We start from the raw sequence: 23362 nt of genomic DNA, 5'->3' as shown, positions 1-23362 counted from the left end.
CATATCCCTATGCTCTATAGGAATTGTCTGCCTTAACGCGTATTGAAAGGGGTAAGGCCTTTCCTCTACCGTAATGGTCTATCTCTTGCGGTACGGATAACAATGTCTTTGGCCCCTTCACGCTCCTTGTTTCTCCTGGCGTTCCTGGCCGGTGCGCTGACGTTGGGTGCGTCTTTTTATCTTGAATACGGCGCACTGCTACGGCCTTGTTTCCTTTGCCAGGTACAGCGCATTTTTCTGGCGGCCTTCACCCTGATCAACCTGGTCGGTGCGATCCATAGCCCGAAACGCTTCGGCGCCTATCTCTACGGCGCGGCCAGCATGGGGTGTGCGTTGTTCGGCGCGATCACCGCCGTGCGCCAGGTGCTGCTACAAAATGCCGCGCCGGAGCAGGCCAATGCTTGCTGGCCAAGCCTGCACTACATGATTGAAAACCTGTCGTTGTGGCAAGCCTTGAAATCGACGGTCAAAGGCACGGTTGATTGCGTGGAGATCAACTGGACGCTGCTTGATCTGAGCCTTCCCGAGTGGAGCTTGTTGTTCTTCCTGGCGATGCTGTTCCTCGGCGTCATGCAGTTTTCGCGGCTGTTATTGAGCCGCCGTTTGAAGCATGCGCAGCAGTAAAAGCGATTCACGGTACGTCGAGAGGGATTAAACACTTGTATGAACTTTCTCTCCTGCGTACCTTGAAGCCACAGTCATGCGGGCATAATCTGGCCCGCACGCATTATTGAATCCGTTTGCCATTCGCGGCCTCGGTCGCCCGCTGCTTTATCCTTGAAGTGTTGCGCGAGCAAAGGGCAGCAACGCCCCTATAGGGAAGAGAGAACATCATGTTGGAAAGTTGTCAGAATGCTCAGGAACGCTGGGGTGGGGTGCACAAGCTGATCGACAGCTGGCTGAAGGCACGTCACGAGCTGGTTCGCGCGTTTGATGCGCTCGGCGCCGAGCCCGAGGCGCTGGCTGAGAGTGGCGAATCGTTGCAGGATTTCTGTGGTGTGTTGGTGGACTACGTGTCTGCTGGCCATTTCGGCGTCTACGAACAACTGACCAAAGAGGCCGAAGCCTTTGACGATCAGCGTGGTCTGGACCTGGCTGAAACCATTTACCCGCGCATTGATGTCATCACCGAGAAGTTGCTGGCGTTCACCGATTTGTGTGATGCCGGCCAGTGTGTTGCAGAAAAATTCAAAGAGCTGGGTGGGTTGCTGCATGAGCGTTTCGAACTGGAAGACTGCCTGATCGAAGTGCTGCATAACGCCCACAACGAACAAGCCGACGCTTTAGTCTGATTGGCGCTGCGGTAACTAAAAAACGGTGCGCATTGCGCACCGTTTTTTATTCGCTCAGTGGCGAGTGCCGAGCAGTTCGATCTCGAACACCAGCGGTGTATACGGCGGGATCAGCTCACCCGCGCCGTCGGCGCCATAGGCCTGTGCGGATGGAATCACCAAGCGCCATTTCGCGCCTACCGGCATCTGTTGCAGGGCAATGTTCCAACCATTGATCACGCTGCCCAAGCGAAACCACTGAGGCTGCGCGCTCTGATCGAATACCGTTCCATCGGGCAACCGCCCCACGTATTTCACCTGCACCTCATCACTGGCCGATGGCTTGTTACCGCTGCCGGGCGTCAGTTCGGTGAGCAGAATGCCCTCCGGCAACTCACGCACGCCAACTGCGGCTTTTTCCCTGGTTAAAAATTGCTGTTCGGCAGCGAGTGCTTTTTCACTTTGCGGCGCTTGAGCGTCGGCCGCGTTCTGCGCTTCGTGTTGGGTCAGTATCTGTTGGATACGTGCGTTGTCCAGCGCCAGTGGCTTGCCTTGATAGGCTTGCTTGAGGCCGTCGACCAAGGCTTGAATCTGCAGGTCGGGAACCTCTTGGCGCAAGCGTTCACCGAGACTTGCGCCCAGGCTGTACGCGAGGTCGTGCGAGTCTTGGGCAGTAGTTTTGGGCGGCGATTGCTCGCCTGCATTGGCTGTGCAAATCGCCAAACCAAGTGTTAGAAAAAGGTAACGCGACATCTGCATTCTCCCGCCGAAAGTGCGACGGATTATGCCAGTGTGAGTACGCAAAAAGTGCCGTGGTTTTTCGTTATAACAATAAGAATTTTGTGAAGGTGCAACGCAAGGCAAACGATACTGTCAACATGCCCTAGCGGCGGTAAGAGCAGAGGGCTAGTATGAGCCGCACCCACGTCAGCCAGGAGGTAAACCATGTCGGCCAAACAGAAGCCTGTAAATACCCCGTTGCACTTACTCCAACAACTGTCGGGCAGCTTGCTCGAACACCTGGAAAGCGCGTGTTCCCAAGCGTTGGCCGATGCAGAAAAACTGCTCGCCAAACTGGAAAAACAACGCGGTAAAGCGCAAGAAAAACTGCACAAGTCCCGCACCAAACTGCAAGACGCCGCCACAGCCGGCAAGGCCAAGGCACAAGCCAAAGCCAAAGACGCGGTCAAAGAACTTGAAGACCTGCTGGATGCTCTTAAAGATCGTCAAGCTGAAACCCGCACCTACATTTCCCAACTCAAACGCGATGCTCAGGAAAGCCTGAAACTGGCTCAGGGCGTTGGTCGTGTGAAGGAAGCCGTGACTAAAGCGTTGGGCGCTCGTACGCCGGCAAAAGCTACTGCGCCGAAGGCTGTTGCAAAAACTGCGGCCAAGCCTGCAGCTAAAACCGCTGCTGCCAAACCAGCCGCGAAGCCAGTTGCTAAAACCGCTGCTGCAAAGCCAGCCGCCAAGCCAGTGGCTAAAACCGCTGCTGCCAAACCGGCCGCCAAACCGGCCGCCAAGCCAGCTGCCAAAACCGCTGCTACCAAACCAGCCGCCAAGCCAGCTGCCAAAACTGCTGCTGCCAAGCCAGCCGCGAAGCCAGTTGCTAAAACCACTGCTGCCAAACCAGCCGCCAAGCCAGCTGCCAAAACTGCTGCTGCCAAGCCAGCCGCCAAGCCAGTTGCTAAAACCGCTGCTGCCAAACCAGCCGCCAAGCCAGCTGCCAAAACCGCTGCTGCCAAGCCAGCCGCGAAGCCAGTTGCTAAATCCGCTGCTGCCAAACCAGCCGCCAAGCCAGCTGCTAAAACCGCCGCTGCCAAGCCAGTTGCCAAAGCCGCTCCTACCAAGCCAGCCGCGAAGCCAGTTGCTAAAACCGTTGCTGCCAAACCAGTCGCCAAGCCTGCTGCTGCAAAACCAGCTGCCCAGCCAGCCGCCGCCAAGCCAACTACCCCCGCAGCGTCCACCGCTGCAACTGCGCCGGCTAGCACCACGCCAGCACCGGCAGCGCCAAGCACTACCCCAACCAGCGCTTCCTAAGTGCTGGTGGTCACGACGCGCAGCGACAGCAGCGCGTCGTGGTGAAGGTTGGCGGCTTCGGCCGCCAAGCCTTCGAGCCATCTGTGTTGCCCCTTCGACTCACCTGTCGGCCATGCCTGCGCCACGACCTCCAGTCGCGCTAACAACGCTCGCTCGGCGTCCAGCTCCAGGGCTTTGACCCGCTCGCGTAACGTCGCCAATTGTTCATCCTGCTGCGCCATTGCCCGCCATTGCATGCGTACCTGCCGCAAGGGTTCGACTACACCTGCCTGCCAAGGCTCGGCGAGCTGTTTAAGCGCGTGCATGCGCTCGGCTGTGGGCGCCACCCCTCGATGCTCCAGCCACGCGCCACACAGCAACAGGCACACATTCGCGCCGTTTTCCTGCAGGCGCAGGCAAGCAGCCTCGACGCCCGGGCGGGCGTAAGTCGAAAGGGCAAAGCTCCACAGGTCAGCGCACATATTCACACCCAAGCCAGCGGCCAACGAAGCTGGTAGACTCCGCCGCCATTATGATCCGACTTCAAAGCCTAACATTACAGCGTGGCCCGCAACGTCTTCTTGAAGACGCCGAGCTGACCCTGCACGCCGGTCACAAAGCCGGCCTGATCGGTGCCAATGGCGCCGGTAAATCCACGTTGTTCGCCTTGTTGCTGGGTGAGCTGACCCCGGATTCCGGGGACTGCTTGCTGCCTGCCGACTGGCGCATCGCGCATATGCGCCAGGAGATCGACACGCTGGACCGCATTGCGGTCGACTACGTGCTCGACGGCGACCTGCGTTTGCGCCAGGTACAACGTGACCTGGCCGAGGCCGAGAACGCCCAGGACGGTGCCGCCCAAGCCCGCCTGCACTCGGAACTCGACAGTGCCGACGGCTACACCGCCGACGCGCGTGCGCGCAAAATGCTTGCCGGCCTTGGTTTTACCAACGAACAGATGGACCGCCCGGTCGCCGACTTCTCCGGCGGCTGGCGCATGCGCCTGAATCTGGCGCAGGCGCTGATGTGCCCCTCCGACCTGTTGCTGCTCGACGAACCGACCAACCACTTGGACCTCGATGCGATCCTGTGGCTGGAAGACTTCCTCAAGAGCTACCCCGGCACGTTGCTGCTGATTTCCCACGACCGGGATTTTCTCGACGCAGTGGTCGATAACATCGCCCACGTTGAACAGAAGAAAATCACCCTTTACCGTGGCGGCTACACCGCCTTCGAGCGCGCGCGCGCCGAGCGTCTGGCCCAGCAACAGCAAGCGTTCGAGAAGCAGCAAGCGCAGCGTGCGCACATGGAAAGCTACATCGCCCGGTTCAAGGCCCAGGCCACCAAGGCGCGCCAGGCCCAGAGCCGGATCAAAGCCCTGGAGCGCATGGAAGAACTGTCGGCGGCCCATGTTGATTCGCCGTTCGACTTTGTATTCCGCGAGTCGGTAAAAATCTCCAGCCCGCTGCTGGACCTCTCGGATGCACGCCTCGGTTATGGCGAAAAAACCATCCTGGAGAAGGTCAAGCTGCAGCTCACGCCGGGCGCACGCATCGGTTTGCTCGGGCCTAACGGCGCGGGCAAGTCGACGCTGATCAAGAACCTCTCGGGCGAATTGCAACCGCTGGCTGGCCGCCTGACCCGTGGCGAAAACCTGGTGGTGGGCTACTTTGCCCAGCATCAGTTGGATTCGCTTGATTCCAAAGCGAGCCCGCTGCTGCACCTGCAACGCTTGGCGCCGACCGAACGTGAACAGGTACTGCGCGACTTCCTCGGCGGTTTTGACTTCCGTGGTGCGCGCATCGATGAGCCGGTGTTGAATTTCTCGGGCGGTGAAAAAGCCCGCCTGGCTTTGGCGTTGATCGCTTGGGACCGGCCGAACCTGCTGTTGCTCGACGAACCGACCAACCACCTGGACCTGGAAATGCGCCTGGCGCTGACCATGGCCCTGCAGGAGTTCAGCGGCGCGGTACTGGTGGTGTCTCACGATCGCCACTTGCTCAAGAGCACGACCGACAACTTCCTGCTGGTGGCCGACGGCAAGGTCGAAGAGTTCGACGGTGACCTCGACGACTACGCCCGCTGGCTGACGGATTACCGCCTGCGTAATGCACCGACCAGCAACACCCCGGTCAACCCGGACAAAACCGACAAAAAAGCCCAGCGCCAGGCCGCCGCCGCACTGCGCCAGCAGTTGGCGCCGCACAAGCGTGAAGCCGACAAGCTGGAAGCCGAGCTGGGCAAGCTGCATGAGCGCTTGGCCAAGATCGAAACCAGCCTGGGCGACAGCGCCGTGTACGAGGCCGCGCGCAAGGACGAACTGCGCGACCTGCTGGCCGAACAGGCCAGGCTCAAGGTGCGTGAAGGGCAATTGGAGGAAACCTGGATGGAGGCCCTCGAGTTGCTGGAAACCCTGCAAGCGGAGCTGGAGGCGCTGTCCTGATGGAAGCGCTGCAACTGCCGTTGCCGACCCAATGGGTCGAGCCTTTGTGGGTCAGCGTGCAAATCCTGCTGATCCTGTTGGCCGGGTACTTCGCCCAGCGTTTCGTCGCCAAAGGCCTGAATCGCCTGGGTGAGCGCTACCCGTTCCCTCCGCAACTGCTGATGCCCCTGCGCGGCGGCTTGCGCTGGCTGATCATGGGCAGCGCGCTGATCTTCGTGCTGGGCCGCCTTGGCGTATCGGCCACGGTGTTATGGACGGCGCTGTCGGGGTTTGTCGCAGTTGCCGCCGTGGCGTTTTTCGCCATGTGGTCGGTGCTGTCCAACCTGCTGTGCGCCATCCTGATCTTCACCGTCGGGCCGTTTCGCCTCGGTGACATCGTCGAGCTGGTGGACACCGTCGACAAACCCGGCGTAAAAGGCCGCGTAGTCGCGATTAACCTGCTCTACACCACGTTGATTGAAGTGGCAGACGCCGGCACCGACAGCGCGATGGTGCAAGTGCCCAATAGCCTGTTCTTCCAGCGTTCGGTAAGGCGTTGGCCGGGCACTCACGTGTTCCCCGGCGATCGCTAGCCTTTACGGCCAAAAAATAGATAGCCAGCCTTTGGTCGGCGGAGTTAGCTTTAGGCATAACCGCTGACTTCCCCCTGAGGTGTGTAATGGCTCTCGACACATGGCTGGCCTTTTTCCTGGCCAGTTGGATCATCTCCCTTTCCCCTGGCGCAGGCGCTATCGCTTCGATGTCCAGCGGCCTGCAATACGGTTTCCTGCGCGGTTACTGGAACGCCATTGGCCTGCAATTGGGCCTGGCGATGCAGATTGCCGTGGTGGCGGGCGGGCTGGGGGCCATTCTGGCGGCGTCTTCTACCGCGTTCTATGTGATCAAATGGTTTGGCGTGGCGTACCTGGTGTACCTGGCGATCAAGCAATGGCGAGCGCTGCCCATGGACATGAGCGACAGCGCAGCGGTGCGCCCTATCGGCAAGCCGCTGGCGATGATGTTTCGCGGTTTTCTGGTCAACGCCAGCAACCCCAAGGCATTGGTGTTCATGCTGGCGGTGCTGCCGCAGTTCGTGAACCCGCAGGCGCCTTTGTTGAGCCAATACCTGATGCTGGGCGCGACGATGATCTGCGTCGACATGATCGTCATGGCCGGTTACACGGGGCTCGCGTCGAAAGTCTTGCGCCTGCTGCGCACGCCCAAGCAGCAAAGGCGCATGAACCGTACATTTGCAGGCTTGTTTGTGGGGGCTGCGGGTTTTCTCGCCAGCTTGCACCGCGCAACGGCATAAGCCTCGATTTGGAGCCCGCTACGGGCTAGATCAAAAGCGCTTTTTTGTGGGAGCGGGCTTGCCCGCGATGCAGACACCTCGGACCTTCGGGTACACCGGGTTGATGGCATCGCGAGCAAGCCCGCTCCCGCATTGGTTTCGGCGTTTCAACATTCGCTTGGTGTTTTTCGCTTAACGTTCAACAATGTGTTACTTCTTATTTCCCCTTGAGATTGATTGATGATTGCGCCGTTCCGTTTTCTTGCATGGTTGCTGTTGCCGGCCCTTATGGCGTGCAGCAACACTCTGCTGGCCGCAACTGCTGAGGGGGCTCCGCAAGCCCTGCATTTACTCGACTACATTGGCGCTGACTACCCGCCGACGGTGGAGGCGGGCAAGGTTATCGATGAAACTGAATACCGCGAGCAACTGGAGTTTCTCCGCGTGTTGCAGGGCTTGGTGGCTGAACTGCCGCAAAGGCCGCAACGTGCAGAGTTGATCCAGGGCGTCGATGACGTGTTAGCGGCGGTAACGGCGCGCCAGGACGGCGCAACCGTGGCCCGCCAAGCTCGCCAACTGGGCGCCAAGCTGGCGGTGGCGTATGAAGTCAGCCAAGCCCCGGCGATCACCCCCGACCCCACGCGTGGTGCCCCGCTTTACGCCCAACATTGCTCGGTGTGCCATGGCGCTACTGGCGCCGGTGATGGCCCTGCCAGCATGGGCATGACGCCAGCGCCCGCCAACCTGCGCGATGCTGCGCGGATGGACCGCCTTAGCCTTTACGCGATCTACAGCACCCTTGGTCTTGGCGTCGAAGGCACTGATATGCCGTCGTTCGCCGACCAATTGGATGACCGTCAGCGCTGGGACCTGGCCACCTACATCGCCAGCTTCACGGCGGACCCGGCCGCCGCAAAAACCGAACAACCCTTCAACCTCGCCGACCTGGCACGCCAGACGCCCAATGAAGTACTGGCTGCAAACGGCGCCGCCGCTGCTGCGACCTTCCGCGCCCAGCGCGCGCAACCGCCGCAGGTCAAGCGTGGCCCGGCGCAGTTGCTCGACTACACCGCCAGCACCTTGGACAAGAGCCTCGCAGCCTTCCGTAACGGTGATCACGAACAGGCCTACGACCTCTCGGTGGCCGCGTATCTGGAAGGTTTCGAGCTGGTCGAAAGCTCCCTGGACAACGTGGATGCGAATGTACGCAAGGACACCGAGAAAGCCCTGATGGCTTATCGGCAGGCGTTGCAGGACGGCTTGCCGGTCGAGCAGGTGCAATCGCGCCTGGACGTGGCCAAGGCCAAGCTTACTGAATCCGCCGGCTTGCTGGGCAGTGATGGCCTGAGCTGGTCGTTGAGCTACATCTCGGGCCTGTTGATTCTGCTGCGCGAAGGCCTGGAAGCGATTCTGGTGTTGGCGGCGATCCTCGCGTTCCTGCGTAACACCGGCCAGCAATCGGCGGTGCGCAGTGTAAACGTCGGCTGGGGCCTGGCGCTGTTGGCCGGCTTGGCGACGTGGGCGCTGGCGGCGTATGTGATTGACGTCAGCGGTGCCCAGCGCGAATTGCTCGAAGGCTGCACGGCGTTGTTCGCCAGCGTGATGGTGCTGTGGCTGGGCGTGTGGATGCACGACCGGCGCCACGCAGCGGCCTGGCAGGACTACATCAAGAGCAGCCTGGTGGGCGGCGGTGGGCGCTTCGGTTTTGCGATGCTGGCGTTCTTCTCGGTGTATCGCGAGCTGTTCGAGGTGATCCTGTTCTACGAAACACTGTGGCTGCAAGCCGGCCCGGCCGGGCACAACGCGGTGCTGGCGGGTGGCGCCACGGCGTTGGTGCTGCTGGTGGGCCTTGCGTGGGTGATCCTGCGGGGTTCGGCCAAGCTGCCACTGGCGTTGTTCTTCGGCATCAACGCGGCGCTGTTGTGCGCGCTGTCGGTGGTGTTCGCAGGCCATGGCGTCAAGGCACTGCAGGAGGCGGGCATCTTCGGCACGCGGCCGGTGGCGTTCTTTGACTTCGACTGGCTGGGCATTCATGCCGATGCGTACTCGTTGAGTGCGCAGGCCGTGGCGATCCTGGCGATTGTGCTGCTGTATGGCCGCAGTCGGCTGGCCGAGAAACGCCGCGTGACCGCTTAAGCGTCGATGTGAGGAGTGTGTATGCGCGTGTGGATCGATGCGGACGCTTGCCCTCGGGCGGCCAAGGACCAAGTGGTGAAGTTTGCGCTCAAGCGTCAGTTCGAGGTGGTGCTGGTGGCGGGGCAAAGCCAGATCAAGCCGAGCTTTGCCTGTGTGAAGCTGATCGTGGTGCCCAGCGGCCCGGACGCGGCAGATGATTACCTGGTAGAGCACGTTGTGCCGGGTGAGTTGGTCATCTGCAGCGATGTGCCATTGGCTGACCGGCTGGTGAAGAAGGGCGTGACCGCGCTCGACCCGCGCGGCAAAGAGTTCAGCCCGGCGAACATGAGCGAGCGGCTGGCGGTGCGTAACTTGTTCACCGACCTGCGCGAGCAGGGTCAAATGGGCGGCGGGCCACCGCCGCATAGCGAAAAGGACAAGCAGGCGTTTGCCAATGCCCTGGACCGAATCCTTACGAAGTTGATGCGCCAGGCCTGAGCTGTGGCCATCAGCCACAGAAGGCCCGATCACGCGGGTCAGTCGTTCTCGTGGGTCAGCTCCAACACGCGATCTACGAGTTTGTTGATGCCTGATGCAACCTCGCTGATGCTCTTGCCCACCATATACGCCGGGGTGCTTACCAGCTTGCGTGCCGTGTCTTCGACAATATCCTCAACCGAGCATTCGCGGTGGGTGGCGCCCATCTTGTCGAGCGCGGCGGCGGTGTCGGCGTCGTTGCCGATGGTGCAGGTGACGCCGGGGCCGTAGATTTTCGCGGCCAGCGCCGGGGAGATGCAGATCAGCCCCACTGGCTTGCCGGCTTCGGCAAAGGCTTCAGCCAGCTCCAGCACCTGCGGGTTGACGCTGCAACCGGCGCCTTCGACGGCAAAGTTCGACAGGTTTTTTGCTGCGCCAAACCCGCCAGGCACGATCAGCGCATCGAACGCGTCGGCGTTGGCCTGTGCAATGTCCTTCACATCACCGCGGGCAATGCGTGCCGACTCGACCAGCACGTTGCGAGACTCGGGCATTTCTTCACCGGTGAGGTGGTTGATCACGTGCAGTTGCGCGATATTTGGCGCAAAACATTGGACCTGAGCACCGCGCTGATCCAGGCGCAGCAGCGTGATCACGCTTTCGTGGATCTCGGCGCCGTCATACACGCCACAGCCGGAAAGGATCACCGCAATTTTTTTGCTCATGAGTATTTCTCCCTATTTCTTGGCGTTAAATGTCTACTAATTTGTCATTTGTTGCCATTGGGATCTGCTGCCACTACCCCTAATTTGATGTAACAAAAAACATCGGGCTCAGCCCTGCACAGAACGCTCTTTACATGGATCGCAACGATGGCTTGGTGTTCATTATTTGCGGCTGACGGTTCGGCGTCGGCGCGGGGTTGCCCACCACAGCACAGGCCCGCGGGTAGGGCTTTATGGCGTTTGGGCGGGTTACGTTGGGCGTGGCACTGAATAGCCACGGGTGTGGCTGGCGGCGCCGGTGAGTGGCCGCCTGCTCTGCAGGGTCGGTCTCTACGGCTGCAGAGACCGGCTTACTCGACGGGTGTTTTGGGTGCTTCGACCGCGGCAGGCTCGGCGGCGAGTCGGGCCTTGGCATCCGCGCAGGCCTGGCGGGCAATGCGCGCGTTCTTGAAGCGGCGGCGCAACCACAGGCCCAAGCCCAACAGCAACAAGGCGCCCAGCACCCACAGCTCGTATTTCTTGACGCTGCCGAGCATGCCTTCCAGCACCGCGCCAAAGTGGTAGGCCGCAGTGCCCAGCGCTGCGGCCCAGACCGCTGCGCCGATACCGTTGAGGATCAGATAGCGTACCGGCGGATAGCCCGACAAGCCGATCGCCACGGGCATCACCGTGCGCAACCCGTAGACGAACCGGAAGCTCAGCACCCAGATGTCCGGATGCTTGCGGATATGCTCCAGGGCCTTGTCGCCCATTAACTGCCAGCGCGGTTTGCGCGCCAACAATTTGCGGCCGTGTTTGCGCCCCAGGAAGTACCACAGCTGGTCGCCGGCGTAGCTGCCAAAAAAGGCAACGACCACCACAAAATTGATGTCCATGTACCCACGGAACGCCAGGAAGCCTGCGAGCACCAGAATGGTCTCGCCTTCGAAGAACGTGCCGAGGAAGAGGGCAAAGTAGCCGAAGTCATGCAGAAATTGTTGAAGCATGGTCTAGGGTGCTGGCGAAATGAACGCGCAGCCTACGCCTTCACGAACATTCATGAAAGTATCGAGATGTGTCACGAAGTGAACAATTCCTACGGAAATGACGAATGCGCCTACAGGTTGCGTCGATAAGCACAACTGTCATTCGTTCGTCATAATGGCCGCTTATAACTGCAACGCTCGCCCGTAACGCGGGCTCAGGAGTCTGTCGTGAGCTTTACCCCTGCCAATCGGCTATTCCCGGCCACGCGTCTGCGGCGCAATCGGCGTGATGATTTTTCTCGTCGGTTGGTGCGTGAAAACGTATTGACGACGAATGACCTGATTTTGCCGGTGTTTGTGCTGGACGGCGAAAATCGTCGGGAAGCCGTAGCGTCGATGCCGGGTGTGGAGCGCTTGACGATTGATCTGCTGCTGATCGAGGCGGCGAAGTGGGTTGAGCTGGGCATTCCGGCGCTGGCGTTGTTTCCGGTGACGCCGCCTGAACTCAAGTCCCTTGACGCTGCCGAAGCCTGGAACCCGCAAGGCATCGCCCAGCGCGCTACCCGTGCGTTGCGTGAGCGTTTCCCTGAGTTGGGTGTGATCACCGACGTGGCGCTGGACCCGTTCACCACGCACGGCCAGGATGGCATTCTTGACGAAGAAGGCTATGTTCAAAACGACATTACTGTTGATGCGCTGGTCAGGCAGGCGTTGTCCCACGCGGCGGCAGGTGCACAAGTGGTTGCGCCGTCGGACATGATGGACGGTCGTATTCAGGCGATTCGCGAAGCGTTGGAACTGGCCGATCACGTTAATGTAAGAATCATGGCCTATTCGGCCAAGTACGCCAGCGCCTACTACGGCCCGTTCCGCGATGCGGTCGGTTCGGCGCTGAACCTGGGCAAGGCCAACAAGGCGTCGTACCAGATGGACCCGGCCAACAGCCATGAAGCCCTGCACGAAGTGGCTGCCGACTTGGCCGAAGGTGCCGACATGGTGATGGTCAAGCCGGGAATGCCCTACCTGGACATCCTTTACCGGGTTAAAGAGGAATTCAAAGTGCCGACCTTTGTCTATCAGGTCAGCGGTGAATACGCCATGCACATGGCCGCGATCCAGAATGGTTGGTTGAGTGAAGGGGTGATCCTCGAATCCCTGACTGCCTTTAAACGTGCTGGCGCTGATGGCATTCTGACCTACTTCGCCGCCCGCGCCGCCCAATTGCTTAGAGAGCAACAATAGCCCTCACAGGAACACTCGATGAATACCGAAGGCCTTTCAGAAGTTGCCGTAAAAGACGCTCACCCGGTGGTGGAAAAAGTCACTGAAACCCCACCGGAGCTGGAACCGGCCCCGCCTGTAGTGGTGGCCGAGGCGCCCGCGCCGGCCCCGGTTGCCGCCGTCACCAACCTGGATGACAGTAGCCTGTACATCCACCGTGAGCTGTCACAACTGCAATTCAACATCCGCGTGCTGGAACAGGCACTGGATGAGTCCTATCCGCTGCTGGAACGGCTGAAATTCCTGCTGATTTTCTCCAGCAACCTGGACGAGTTCTTCGAGATTCGCGTTGCCGGCCTCAAGAAACAAATTACCTTTGCCCGCGAGCAAGCCGGGGCCGATGGCCTGCAGCCGCATCAGGCGCTGGCACGTATCAGCGAGCTGGTGCACGGCCATGTGGATCGCCAATACGCGATCCTCAACGACATCCTGCTGCCGGAGCTGGAAAAACATCAGGTCCGCTTCATTCGTCGGCGCCAATGGACCACCAAGATCAAAACCTGGGTGCGCCGCTATTTCCGCGATGAGATCGCGCCAATCATCACCCCGATCGGCCTCGACCCGACGCACCCGTTCCCGCTGCTGGTGAACAAGAGCCTGAACTTCATCGTCGAGCTGGAAGGTATTGATGCCTTCGGCCGCGACTCCGGCCTTGCGATCATCCCGGCACCGCGCCTGTTGCCACGCATCATCAAGTTACCGGAAGAGGTAGGCGGTGCTGGCGACAACTATGTATTCCTTTCGTCGATGATCCACGCGCACGCCGATGATTTGTTCCAGGGCATGAAGGTAAAAGGCTGCTACCAGTTCCGCCTGACCCGTAACGCCGACCTGGCGCTGGATTCCGAAGACGTCGAAGACTTGGCCCGTGCGCTGCGCGGCGAGCTGTTCTCGCGCCGTTACGGCGATGCGGTGCGCCTTGAAGTGGCGGACACCTGCCCCAAACACCTGTCGGACTACCTGCTCAAGCAGTTCAACCTGAGCGAGAGCGAGCTGTACACGGTGAATGGCCCGGTGAACTTGACGCGCCTGTTCAGTATTACCGGCCTGGACAGCCACCCGGAGCTGCAATACACGCCGTTCACCCCGCAGATCCCGAAACTGCTGCAAAACAGCGAGAACATCTTCAGCGTGGTGAGCAAGCAGGACATCCTGCTGCTGCACCCGTTCGAGTCGTTTACGCCGGTGGTCGACCTGCTGCGCCAGGCTGCCAAGGACCCGCACGTGTTGGCCGTACGCCAGACCCTGTACCGCAGCGGCGCGAACTCGGAAATCGTCGATGCGCTGGTAGACGCTGCGCGTAACGGCAAGGAAGTGACGGCAGTGATTGAGCTGCGTGCGCGGTTCGATGAAGAGTCCAACCTGCAACTCGCCAGCCGCCTGCAAGCCGCCGGTGCGGTGGTGATCTACGGCGTGGTCGGCTTCAAGACCCACGCCAAGATGATGCTGATCCTGCGCCGCGAAGCCGGTGAGATCGTGCGTTACGCACACTTGGGCACCGGCAACTATCACGCCGGCAACGCCAAGCTCTACACCGACTACAGCCTGCTGACGTCCGACGCCGCCTTGTGCGAAGACGTCGGCAAGTTGTTCAGCCAGTTGATCGGTATGGGCAAGACCTTGCGCATGAAGAAGCTGTTGCACGCGCCGTTTACCCTGAAGAAGGGCATGCTCGACATGATTGCCCGCGAGACCCAGTTCGCCCTCGACGGCAAACCGGCGCACATCATCGCCAAGTTCAACTCGCTGACCGATCCGAAGATCATCCGCGCGCTGTACAAGGCCAGCCAGTCCGGCGTGCGCATCGACTTGGTGGTGCGTGGCATGTGCTGCTTGCGGCCAGGCATTGTCGGGGTCTCGCATAACATCCACGTGCGCTCGATTATCGGCCGCTTCCTGGAACACACGCGGGTGTTCTACTTCCTCAACGGCGGCGAAGAACAGATGTTCCTCTCCAGTGCCGACTGGATGGAGCGCAACCTCGATAAGCGCGTCGAGACGTGCTTCCCGGTAGAAGGCAAGAAGTTGATCATGCGGGTCAAGAAGGAGCTGGAAAGCTACCTCACCGACAACACGCACAGCTGGAGCTTGCAGTCGGACGGTCGTTACGTGCGCAACACGCCGACCGGCAACCAGAACCCGCGCAGTGCCCAGGCAACCTTGCTGGAGAAGCTTGGCAGCCCGATTCTGTCGGTGAACTAAACGCCTGCAGGGTCTCAAAAATGTGGGAGGGGGCTGGCTCCCTCCCACATTTTTTTTGCAGTGTGTTTTAGATCGGCTTAACGCAAGTTCAGGCTGAACCCCACCCGCGTCAGCCAGTCGGCTTCCTGGGCGAAGTCTGCCTGGGTCAGTTGGTTCTCATCCAGCCAGCCTTTCGGGAACACTACGTCGAGGCTGTCGCCGTTGGCACGCAGCGTCACTTGGGGCATTTCCTGGGTGCCACGGATGTGGTGGAACAAAATCGCAAAGCGCAGCAACACGCACAAGCGAATCAGCTTGATGCCTTCGTCGCCGAAGTCGGCAAACTTGTCCCTGGGAATGTTGCGGCGATGGCCGCGCACCAGCAACGCCAGCATCTGTTGGTCTTCGCGAGAGAAACCAGCCAGGTCCGAGTGCTCGATCAGGTAAGCGCCGTGCTTGTGATAATGGTAGTGGGCGATGTCCAGGCCCACCTCGTGCACCTTGGCGGCCCAGCCGAGCAGCTCGCGCCACACGCCGTCTTCCAGGTCCCAGTCTGCGGCCACCTGGTCAAAGGCATGCAGCGCTTTGCGCTCCACACGGGCGGCCTGTTTCAGGTCAACGTGGTAACGCTCCATCAGCGAGCTGAGGGTGCGCTCACGCACGTCTTCGTGGTGGTGACGGCCGAGCAGGTCGTAGAGTACGCCCTCGCGCAAGGCGCCATCACAGTGGTCCATGCGTTGCAGTTCGAGGGCGTCGAAGATCGCTTCGAGAATCGCCAGGCCGGCCGGGAAAATCGCGCGACGGTCGGGCTTGATGCCGTCGAAGTCGACTTTCTCGGCATCGCCCAGCTTGAACAGCTTGCGCTTGAGCCACGCGAGGCCTTCGGCGTTGACCTCGCCGGCGCCATGGCCACCCGCCTTCAAGGCCAGGCCGATGGCGCGAATGGTGCCGGACGAGCCGATGGCTTCATCCCACGTCAGGCGGTGCAGGGCGTGTTCGATACTCATGATTTCCAGCCGCGCCGCCGTGTAGGCCTGGGCATAACGTGCCGGAGTGATCTTGCCGTCCTTGAAATAACGCTGGGTATAACTGACGCAACCCATCTGCAGGCTTTCGCGCAGCAGTGGTTCGAAGCGCTGGCCGATGATGAACTCGGTACTGCCGCCGCCGATGTCCGCCACCAGGCGTTTGCCGGGGGTATCGGCCAACGTGTGGGATACGCCGAGGTAGATCAGGCGCGCTTCTTCACGGCCGGAGATGACTTCTACAGGGTGCCCGAGGATCTGCTCGGCGCGGCGGATGAATTCGCCACGGTTGCGCGCTTCACGCAAGGCATTGGTGCCGACGATTCGCACGGCGCCCAAGGGCATCCCATTAATCAGTTGGGCAAAACGCTTAAGGCAATCGAGCCCGCGTTGCATGGATTCTTCGTTGAGCTGGCGCTCGTCGTCGATCCCGGCAGCCAGTTGCACTTTTTCGCCGAGCCGCTCAAGGATGCGGATCTCGCCGTTCTGGGCCTTGGCCACGACCATGTGAAAGCTGTTGGAGCCCAGGTCGATGGCGGCTATCAGGGACAGATTCTTGGCTTGGGATTGCGGCATGGTTTGGGGGTCTCGGTCGATAACCCGACCATCGTGCCACGATCGACCGCTGCCGCCAACGCGTAGTGCTTCAGTAATTTCGCTGACGCTCTCTATGGGGATATCTTGTGGGAAGTGTAGGCGCGTTCTGTAAGTTGCCGACGAATAGAGCGTTCACCGGTGTAGGAAGTTTTAACTCTGTACTGTTGTAAATTCGTGTTGTGAATTTCCCTACAGCGATGGAGTACAAGTTACCTTCATTATTTGTTAAGGACTACCTTGTAATTGAGTTAGAGCGACTGTTTATTTTTACTACTCCCACAATGACTGGCGTGTTGTCTGATTCTTTAATGAAGTGCCAAAGCGGCAGACTTGCACCCGGCAATTTTGCCAGGGTGTTATTTATTTATCGTTGTGTATGTCCGGGATGATAGACAGTGGGGCGATGGAGTCGCCAACACACAAATAAACAACGCCTGATAACTTTAGTGACAGGACCAACATGAAAAAAATCATCGGCTTGACTCTCGGTATTACATGTTTGGCTGCGGCCATGGGTGCGCAAGCCTCCACCAGTGCCCAGTTAGTGGTGAGGGGCACGATCACACCGGCCGCCTGTAACCTCAGCCTGGCGGGTAGCGGCATCATCGATTACGGCACGATTCGCTCCGGCGAGTTGTCCCAGACCGCGTTTAACCCGCGCAAGGAACTGAGCACTGCATTGTCCGTCAATTGCGGCAACACGCCAGCCAGGTTCGGGCTGACTTTCACCGACCTGCAAGCGGGCAGCAAGGTGACCGGGGTGCTTGGCGCAGGTTTTAGTGAAGCTCAGAATTTTGGTCTGGGGACGGTAGGCACCCGGCGTACCGGTGGCTATTCCATTACCCTTAAGGACCTCAGAGCGGCGGGTACTACGTTGTCGCCCATCATGCGCATTGGCAGCGGCGCCTGGCAGAACAGCGATGGCAAAGTTGCCCAATTGCCCAGCCAATACTCGTGGCGCAATAGCACCACGGTTGCGCCTGCCTCAATTACCCAATTGACTGCCACTGTTGCTGTACAGGCGGTGATCAACAAGGCCCAGGACCTGGACTTGAGCCGCGACGTTGCCATTGATGGGCGTGCCACGCTGGTATTGAGCTACCTCTAAAAAACTGAAAACGGCCGATCAAGAAACTAACGTTTCTGGTCGGCTGTTTTTTTGTGGGCGCTTGACGCTTAGTTGTGAACTTCATCGATCACGAGGAATAATGAGTGCGTGAGTTTTCAATAATAAGCAGCGCGTTAGTGTGTTGTGCAAGTTTTTGTCTTTTTTTTACTGCTGTTACCCGCGCGGATGGCATGCTGCCGGAAACAACAGTGGTAGTGCTTTATGAAGAAGAGGGCGAAGCCACCATTAATATCAAGAACACCGACACCGGGCCAGCGCTGCTTCATTCGGTTATCGAAAACGTACCCGAGGACCTGGAACCGTTAGTCATTGTCACACCGCCCATTACGCGCGTAGAGGCGGGCGACACACAACTGGTGCGCTTCATCAGCACCTTGAAGGCGCCGCTCAAGACTCAACGGCTCAAGCGCGTGTCCTTTGAAGGCATTCCGCAAGCGCGGGCTGCCGGCGGCGCAACCATCGGCATCACCCTTCGGCAGAACCTGCCGCTGATCCTGCACCCGCAAGGCTTGCCTCGGCATCACACGCCTTGGGAACTGCTGAAGTGGAAGCGTGCGGGGGAGCGTCTCACGGTTCATAACGACAGCGCGTATGTTGTGCGCATGGCGCCAGAGGTGCGGCTGTTGCCACAAAGCGTACCGGCCACGTTGCCGCGTACCTATATCTTGCCGGGTGAGGCGTTGACGGTGAAGGTTGATCGCCCTTTGGGCGCTGTAGCCGAGGTCGAGATTCAGCCAGCCACGGTCTATGGGTTTTCGGTGGATAACTACCGGGCACCGATCAGCACCGATGAGGGCTGATCGACTGATGATTACCCCGTCGAGTCACAGCATTACGGCATCGTTCTGGCCCTGCAACCCCACGTTGCTCATAGGGTTTGCGACGCTATGGAGTTTGCCGGGTCTCGTATCTGCGCTGGAGCTTGGTGAGGGCTTCGACCTTGCGGCACTGACAACCCTTGGTATTGACCCGAAGGTTTCCGAGTACTTTCGCAGCGCGGCGCGTTTTCGCGAAGGTGTGCAGGTGGTCGGGTTGCGGGTCAATGGAAACCCGTTGGGGCTGGTGGATGCACGGTTCGACCCGGAGGGGCGATTGTGTTTCACCGCAGGGCTGCTGGACAAAGCCGGGCTGGTAAAGCCCGGCGCGATCATTCGCGAAGACGCTTTGCCGGACCAGGCCTGCCATGATTTTCTGGGTGCGTTCCCGACAACCAGTGTGAGGTTAAGCCCTGGCACAGACGAGGTGGCGCTGGTGGTACCGACCCAGTCGCTGCGTGAGCCGCAATGGGCTGCGGGGCAATTTACCAAGGGCGGAGCGGCGGCGTTATTCAATTATGACGTACTGGGTTTTGACAGCCGCTCGCGCAGTGGGCCCAGCCGGTATATCTCGGCCTACACCGAGGCAGGTTTCAACCTTGAGGACTGGATCGTTCGCAGCCGCCAGTTCTATGTGTCCGACAACGGCAAAACGCGCACCGAGCATTTGTACGCGTTTGCCCAGCGTGATATTGCCACGCTGCAATCGACTTTCCAGGTGGGCCAGCTCTCCAGCAATAACCCGGTGTTTGGCGGCGTTCAACTGTCGGGCCTGCAGTTTTTCCCCGATGGTCAATCACGCGCTTCAGCGGGCGGCAACAGTGCGGTGGTCGAAGGCCTGGCCCAAAGCCAGTCGCGGATTGAAGTTCGTCAGTCCGGCGTGTTGATCCACAGCACGTTGGTGCCTGAAGGCCCCTTTCGGCTGACCGGTTTGCCGTTGCTCAATGGCACCAGTGACCTTGAAGTCAGCGTGATTGATGTGCGCGGCGCCAGGCGCAGTTTCGTGGTGCCGGCGGCTTCGTTTGCAGGCGCGGCACCGGCGGCGCCGGGTTATTACTTCTCGGCGGGCAAGCTGCGCAAAAATAACGGCGAGGAGGGGCCGTCACCGGTGGTTGCCATGGGCAGCGGCACCTGGGGGCTTGGGCAGGATTCGTCTGCGGGGTTTGGGTTGTTGGGCACCGATGAGTATTGGTCGGCAGGCGGCACCCTGAGCAGCGTATTTTTCCAGCGGGTTTCTGTGAGCACACGTCATAACCTCTCGCGTGACGGTAAAAACGCGGTGTCCGGCGCGCGCAGCAGCGTGTCCGTGAGCAGCCCGGTATACGCCGATATCGAGGTTAACCTCAGTGCAACCACGCAGACCCTGGGTTATCGCGAGGTCACTGAAGCCGGCCGGTCAGCCAGCGCCAACGAACTGGATTCGCGCTTCAAAAACCAATACACCGCTGGCATGAGTTGGGCCGATCCTGTGGCGGGCGTGTTTTCCCTGGGCTATACGCGCAGTTCGCAATTCGACGGGCGCGCGTCCGAACACGTATTTGCCTCGTGGAACAAGTCATTCAGCCGCGCCGACGTTGCGTTGATCGCTGATTCGCAAGTAGGCGGCACACGAAGCCGCCGCGACACCACGCCCGTTGGCAGCCAGCGTGAGCGTGCGCTGGACAACGACCTGTCGGTGCGGCTGCAGGTCAGCGTGCCGCTGGGCGGCGATCGGCGTGTGACCAGTTACACCAGCCGCCGTGGCGACCAGTTCACGGCGGGCACAGCGCTGAGTGAACGCGTCAACGACTACGTGAATTACGAAGTGGGGGTCGAGCGCGACCTCAATGCCCGGGACCAATCATTTCGCGGGCAGCTCGGGCTGTTGCCACGTTATACACGGGTAGGCCTGGGTGTCAGCCGCGACCCATTGGGCACCAGCTATACCGGGCAGTTGCAAGGTGGTGCGGTGGCTCACGCAGGTGGGCTGACCTTCTCGCCTTACACCGTGCAGGACACGTTCGGCGTTGTTTCGGTCGGCGACATCGGCGCTGCAAAAGTCGACACCCCGCAAGGTCCGGTGTGGACCGACTTCAGCGGGCAAGCGGTGATCGCCGGTCTGCCTGCCTACACGCCTAGCCGAGTCCAGGTGCAAACCCCGTCCTTGCCCAAGCGCGTTGACCTGAAAAACGGTACACAGACGCTGACTGCGGGCCGTGGTTCTTTCAACGCGGTGGGGTTTGATGTTGTAAAGGTACGCCGTGTGCTGCTCAACGCGACTGATCAACAGGGTCGGCCGCTGCCTCAGGGCGCCGCCGTATTCGGCAAGGGCGATCGGTTCCTGACCAGCGTGGTGGGTGAAGGCATGATTTTTCTCAACGACGTCAGTGAGTCGCAAAATCTGCGGGTTTCATTGCCGGACTCTTCCACCTGCCTGTTGCGCATTGACCCCGAGAGCCAGCCTGACAATGACAAATTCTATGAAACCACCTCGGCGGTGTGCCATGGCCGTTAGGCTAACAAGCCTGCCCCTGGCGTTGCTGTGCGCGGTGCTGGCTGCGCCTGACGCGCAGGCAGAAAACTGCCGGTTATCGGTAAGCCAGCCGCGCATCGACTATGGCGCCATTCGCAAGGAAGCGCTGGTTGAACGGGCCTCCATCGCGCTCGGCACTCGCTCGTTGCAGGTGAATGTTTTTTGCACTGAGCCTGCGACAATCGGCCTGCGTTTTATCGGTGTGGCAGCCGATGGGCAGGGGTTTCAATTTGGTCGCCAAGGGCGATTCAGGCTGAGCCTCAAACACGCCCAAGTGGATGGGCGGGCTGTCGCTTGGGAGGCGCAGCACCTGCCCGGTGAGCCTGTGGGCGGGCAGTTGCTGCCCGGCCAAACCCTGGTGGCGCGGGCGGCGGGTATGCCGGTAACAGGCCGGCAATTGACCGCCCAGGTCGATATTGATACCGACCTGCCCGCCGATGCCCTGGAGGTGCGCAGCGAGACACGCCTGGAAGGGCTGGGCAGTTTCGAACTGGTCAGTTCGGCTGTTCCACCGAGCCAATGAAGTTGGCGAGTTCGGGCGTTTTCGGGTGGGTAAATAATGTTTTTGGGTCGCCCACTTCATGCACCTTGCCCTGATGCATGAACACCAACTTGTCGCCGACCTCGCGGGCGAAGCGCATTTCGTGGGTCACCATGATCAGGGTCATGCCGTCCTTGGCCAGTTGGCGCACCACGCTGAGCACTTCATTGACCAGTTCCGGGTCGAGGGCCGAGGTGATTTCATCGCACAACAGCACCTTGGGCGACATAGCCAATGCGCGGGCAATTGCCACCCGTTGTTGCTGGCCGCCGGACAGGCGATCCGGGAACGCGTCGAACTTTTCCCCCAGCCCTACCCGCTCCAGCATCTGCCTGGCAAGCTGTGCGGCTTTGGCCTTGGGCACTTTCTGCACCACTTGGGGGGCGAGCATGACGTTTTCGCCCACCGTCAGGTGCGGGAACAGGTTGAACTGCTGGAACACCATGCCGACTTTCTGCCGCAGGCTGCGCAAGTCGGCGCGAGCGGCATCAAGGTACTCGCCGTCGACTTCGATCACGCCGTCGTTGATCGATTCCAGGCCGTTGAGGGTGCGCAGCAAGGTGGATTTGCCCGAGCCGCTGCGGCCGATGATCGCCACCACCTGGCCTTCTTCAACGGTCAGGTCGATGCCCTTGAGTACGTGGTGATCGCCGTAATACTTATGCAGGGCGGAAATTCTAAGCAGAGGCATGCAGTCTCCTTTCCAGATAGCGCGCACTGAGTGACAAGGGGTAGCAGAGCAGGAAGTAACCGAGCGCCACCAGGCCGTAGACCATGAAGGGCTCGAAGGTCGCGTTGGCGAGCATGCCGCCGGTTTTGGTCAGTTCGGTAAAGCCGATGATCGAGGTCACGGCGGTGCCTTTGACCACTTGCACCGAAAAACCCACGGTCGGCGCCACCGCAATGCGCAATGCCTGCGGCAAAATCACGTAGCGCAGTTGCTCAAGCGAGTTGAGCGCCAGGCTGGCCGAGGCTTCCCATTGCCCGTGGGCGATGGACTCGACGCAGCCGCGCCAGATCTCGGCCAGGTAGGCGCTGGTAAACAGCGTCAAGGCAATCGCCGCCGCCAGCCAGGGCGAAATATCCACCCCCAGCAGGGCTACGCCGAAGAACACCAGGAACAGCTGCATCAACAGCGGCGTGCCCTGGAACAGTTCGATATAAGTGCGCGCAAGATTACGCGGGAAGGCTTTGCGGCTGATGCGCATCGTCATCACCAGCAAACCAATAATGCCGCCCCCGATAAACGCCACCAGCGACAGCAGCAGCGTCCATTGCAGGCCGATAGCGAGGTTGCGCACGATGTCCCAGAACGAAAAATCACTCATCGGCTGTTCCTCATCACAAATCGGCGGCCGATCCAGTTGAGCAACTGGCGAATCATCAACGCCATGCACAGGTACACCAAGGTCGTCAGCGCGTAGGTTTCGAACGCGCGGAAATTGCGCGACTGGATAAAGTTGGCGGCAAAGCTCAGCTCTTCGGTGGCGATTTGCGAACACACTGCCGAGCCGAGCATCACAATGATGATCTGGCTGCTAAGGGCCGGCCACACCTTGCCCAGTGCCGGCAGCAACACCACGTAGCGGAACGCCTCGAAACGCGTCATCGCCAGCGCGGCTGCGGCTTCCAGTTGGCCGCGAGGAATCGCCTGGATGCCGGCGCGGATGATCTCGGTGGAGTAAGCCCCCAAGTTGATCACCATCGCCAATACAGCCGCTTGCCACTCGGTGATTTTAAGGCCCAGGGACGGCAGGCCGAAGAAGATGAAGAACAACTGCACCAGAAACGGTGTGTTGCGGATCAACTCGACATACACGCCGAAGAACCAGGCGAACGGCTGGATCTTCCACGCCCGCACCACGGCGCCGACGATGCCCAGGGCCACGCCGAGGATCGCGCCGATAGCCGTCAGCTCAAGCGTAAACAGAGCGCCGCGCAACAGCAGGTCGGTATTGGCCAGCACCGGCATAAAGTCAAATTGATACGCCATGAA

General features: G+C 60.2%; 22 protein-coding genes. 14 read left to right on the top strand and 8 right to left on the bottom strand.

Going from position 1 to position 23362, the window contains the following annotated elements; all coding sequences use genetic code 11:
• Nucleotides 1-102 precede the first annotated feature (102 nt).
• On the top strand, nucleotides 103-624 hold the full coding sequence (locus tag AO240_RS01880) for a disulfide bond formation protein B (protein ID WP_099234944.1): 522 nt from the start codon (nucleotides 103-105) through the stop codon (nucleotides 622-624).
• 209 nt (nucleotides 625-833) lie between these two features.
• Nucleotides 834-1292 (top strand): sigma D regulator, encoded by a 459-nt coding sequence (rsd, locus tag AO240_RS01875; protein WP_099234943.1) that lies wholly within the window; start codon nucleotides 834-836, stop codon nucleotides 1290-1292.
• Between the two features lie 54 nt (nucleotides 1293-1346).
• Here the strand turns inward: rsd and AO240_RS01870 are convergent, their stop codons facing one another.
• Nucleotides 1347-2024, bottom strand: coding sequence for an FKBP-type peptidyl-prolyl cis-trans isomerase (locus AO240_RS01870; protein WP_099234942.1), 678 nt, complete (start codon nucleotides 2022-2024; stop codon nucleotides 1347-1349).
• 192 nt (nucleotides 2025-2216) lie between these two features.
• Between AO240_RS01870 and AO240_RS01865 the strand changes: the two genes are divergently transcribed.
• Nucleotides 2217-3311: an AlgP family protein gene (locus tag AO240_RS01865; protein ID WP_099234941.1), complete on the top strand. Its 1095-nt coding sequence runs from the start codon at nucleotides 2217-2219 to the stop codon at nucleotides 3309-3311.
• Here the strand turns inward: AO240_RS01865 and AO240_RS01860 are convergent.
• Nucleotides 3308-3772: a TIGR02444 family protein gene (locus AO240_RS01860; RefSeq protein ID WP_099234940.1), complete on the bottom strand. Its 465-nt coding sequence runs from the start codon at nucleotides 3770-3772 to the stop codon at nucleotides 3308-3310. The genes AO240_RS01865 and AO240_RS01860 overlap by 4 nt on opposite strands.
• Before the next feature lie 50 nt (nucleotides 3773-3822).
• On the opposite strand from AO240_RS01860, the gene AO240_RS01855 reads away from it, so the two are divergent.
• The 5 genes from AO240_RS01855 (at nucleotide 3823) to AO240_RS01835 (ending at nucleotide 9616) form a co-directional block, all read left to right on the top strand.
• Entirely contained in the window at nucleotides 3823-5733 is a 1911-nt protein-coding gene (locus tag AO240_RS01855; RefSeq protein WP_099234939.1) for an ATP-binding cassette domain-containing protein, read from the top strand.
• Nucleotides 5733-6305, top strand: a complete 573-nt coding sequence (locus AO240_RS01850) for a mechanosensitive ion channel family protein (RefSeq protein WP_099234938.1) — start codon at nucleotides 5733-5735, stop codon at nucleotides 6303-6305. Before AO240_RS01855 ends, AO240_RS01850 begins: the two co-directional genes overlap by 1 nt.
• A gap of 86 nt (nucleotides 6306-6391) precedes the next feature.
• Complete coding sequence (locus AO240_RS01845) at nucleotides 6392-7024, top strand: LysE family transporter (protein ID WP_058413788.1); 633 nt, start codon at nucleotides 6392-6394, stop codon at nucleotides 7022-7024.
• A 219-nt stretch (nucleotides 7025-7243) separates the two neighbouring features.
• Nucleotides 7244-9139 (top strand): FTR1 family protein, encoded by a 1896-nt coding sequence (locus tag AO240_RS01840; RefSeq protein ID WP_099234937.1) that lies wholly within the window; start codon nucleotides 7244-7246, stop codon nucleotides 9137-9139.
• Nucleotides 9140-9160: 21 nt separating this feature from the next.
• Nucleotides 9161-9616, top strand: a complete 456-nt coding sequence (locus AO240_RS01835; protein ID WP_099234936.1) for a YaiI/YqxD family protein — start codon at nucleotides 9161-9163, stop codon at nucleotides 9614-9616.
• Between the two features lie 38 nt (nucleotides 9617-9654).
• On the opposite strand, the gene elbB is transcribed toward AO240_RS01835, so the two are convergent.
• Entirely contained in the window at nucleotides 9655-10320 is a 666-nt protein-coding gene (gene elbB, locus AO240_RS01830; protein WP_099234935.1) for an isoprenoid biosynthesis glyoxalase ElbB, read from the bottom strand.
• Nucleotides 10321-10670: 350 nt separating this feature from the next.
• A complete protein-coding gene (locus AO240_RS01825; RefSeq protein ID WP_099234934.1) occupies nucleotides 10671-11306 on the bottom strand; it encodes a DedA family protein in 636 nt (211 codons plus the stop codon).
• Nucleotides 11307-11513: 207 nt separating this feature from the next.
• Here AO240_RS01825 and hemB point away from each other — a divergent pair, with 207 nt between their 5' ends.
• Both hemB and ppk1 read left to right on the top strand, forming a co-directional pair.
• Nucleotides 11514-12527 carry a porphobilinogen synthase gene (gene hemB, locus AO240_RS01820; RefSeq protein ID WP_099234933.1) on the top strand — a complete coding sequence of 338 codons (1014 nt, stop codon included), beginning with the start codon at nucleotides 11514-11516 and terminating at the stop codon, nucleotides 12525-12527.
• 18 nt (nucleotides 12528-12545) lie between these two features.
• Nucleotides 12546-14768 carry a polyphosphate kinase 1 gene (gene ppk1 / locus AO240_RS01815; RefSeq protein ID WP_058413782.1) on the top strand — a complete coding sequence of 741 codons (2223 nt, stop codon included), beginning with the start codon at nucleotides 12546-12548 and terminating at the stop codon, nucleotides 14766-14768.
• 77 nt (nucleotides 14769-14845) lie between these two features.
• Here the strand turns inward: ppk1 and ppx are convergent, their stop codons facing one another.
• A complete protein-coding gene (ppx, locus tag AO240_RS01810) occupies nucleotides 14846-16348 on the bottom strand; it encodes an exopolyphosphatase (RefSeq protein ID WP_177445760.1) in 1503 nt (500 codons plus the stop codon).
• Nucleotides 16349-16829: 481 nt separating this feature from the next.
• Here ppx and AO240_RS01805 point away from each other — a divergent pair, with 481 nt between their 5' ends.
• From AO240_RS01805 to AO240_RS01790, 4 genes are all read left to right on the top strand, one after another.
• On the top strand, nucleotides 16830-17477 hold the full coding sequence (locus AO240_RS01805) for a DUF1120 domain-containing protein (protein WP_099234931.1): 648 nt from the start codon (nucleotides 16830-16832) through the stop codon (nucleotides 17475-17477).
• 122 nt (nucleotides 17478-17599) lie between these two features.
• Complete coding sequence (locus AO240_RS01800) at nucleotides 17600-18298, top strand: fimbria/pilus chaperone family protein (protein WP_371918583.1); 699 nt, start codon at nucleotides 17600-17602, stop codon at nucleotides 18296-18298.
• A gap of 7 nt (nucleotides 18299-18305) precedes the next feature.
• Entirely contained in the window at nucleotides 18306-20807 is a 2502-nt protein-coding gene (locus AO240_RS01795; RefSeq protein ID WP_099234929.1) for a fimbria/pilus outer membrane usher protein, read from the top strand.
• Nucleotides 20797-21348 carry a hypothetical protein gene (locus tag AO240_RS01790; protein ID WP_099234928.1) on the top strand — a complete coding sequence of 184 codons (552 nt, stop codon included), beginning with the start codon at nucleotides 20797-20799 and terminating at the stop codon, nucleotides 21346-21348. Before AO240_RS01795 ends, AO240_RS01790 begins: the two co-directional genes overlap by 11 nt.
• Here AO240_RS01790 and AO240_RS01785 read toward each other — a convergent pair.
• Genes AO240_RS01785 through AO240_RS01775 form a run of 3 tightly spaced genes read right to left on the bottom strand, consistent with a single transcriptional unit; the run spans nucleotide 21320 to nucleotide 23359 of the window.
• Nucleotides 21320-22057 carry an amino acid ABC transporter ATP-binding protein gene (locus tag AO240_RS01785; RefSeq protein ID WP_099234927.1) on the bottom strand — a complete coding sequence of 246 codons (738 nt, stop codon included), beginning with the start codon at nucleotides 22055-22057 and terminating at the stop codon, nucleotides 21320-21322. The genes AO240_RS01790 and AO240_RS01785 overlap by 29 nt on opposite strands.
• Nucleotides 22044-22694 (bottom strand): amino acid ABC transporter permease, encoded by a 651-nt coding sequence (locus tag AO240_RS01780; protein ID WP_099234926.1) that lies wholly within the window; start codon nucleotides 22692-22694, stop codon nucleotides 22044-22046. Before AO240_RS01780 ends, AO240_RS01785 begins: the two co-directional genes overlap by 14 nt.
• Nucleotides 22691-23359 (bottom strand): amino acid ABC transporter permease, encoded by a 669-nt coding sequence (locus tag AO240_RS01775; RefSeq protein ID WP_099234925.1) that lies wholly within the window; start codon nucleotides 23357-23359, stop codon nucleotides 22691-22693. The genes AO240_RS01780 and AO240_RS01775 overlap by 4 nt, the downstream gene beginning before the upstream one ends.
• Nucleotides 23360-23362: the final 3 nt, after the last annotated feature.

It is taken from the genome of Pseudomonas sp. ICMP 460, assembly GCF_002723595.1.
Lineage (GTDB): Bacteria > Pseudomonadota > Gammaproteobacteria > Pseudomonadales > Pseudomonadaceae > Aquipseudomonas > Aquipseudomonas kitaguniensis.
Note: the sequence above shows the minus strand (reverse complement) of the source record. Positions and strands in the feature narration are given on the sequence as shown.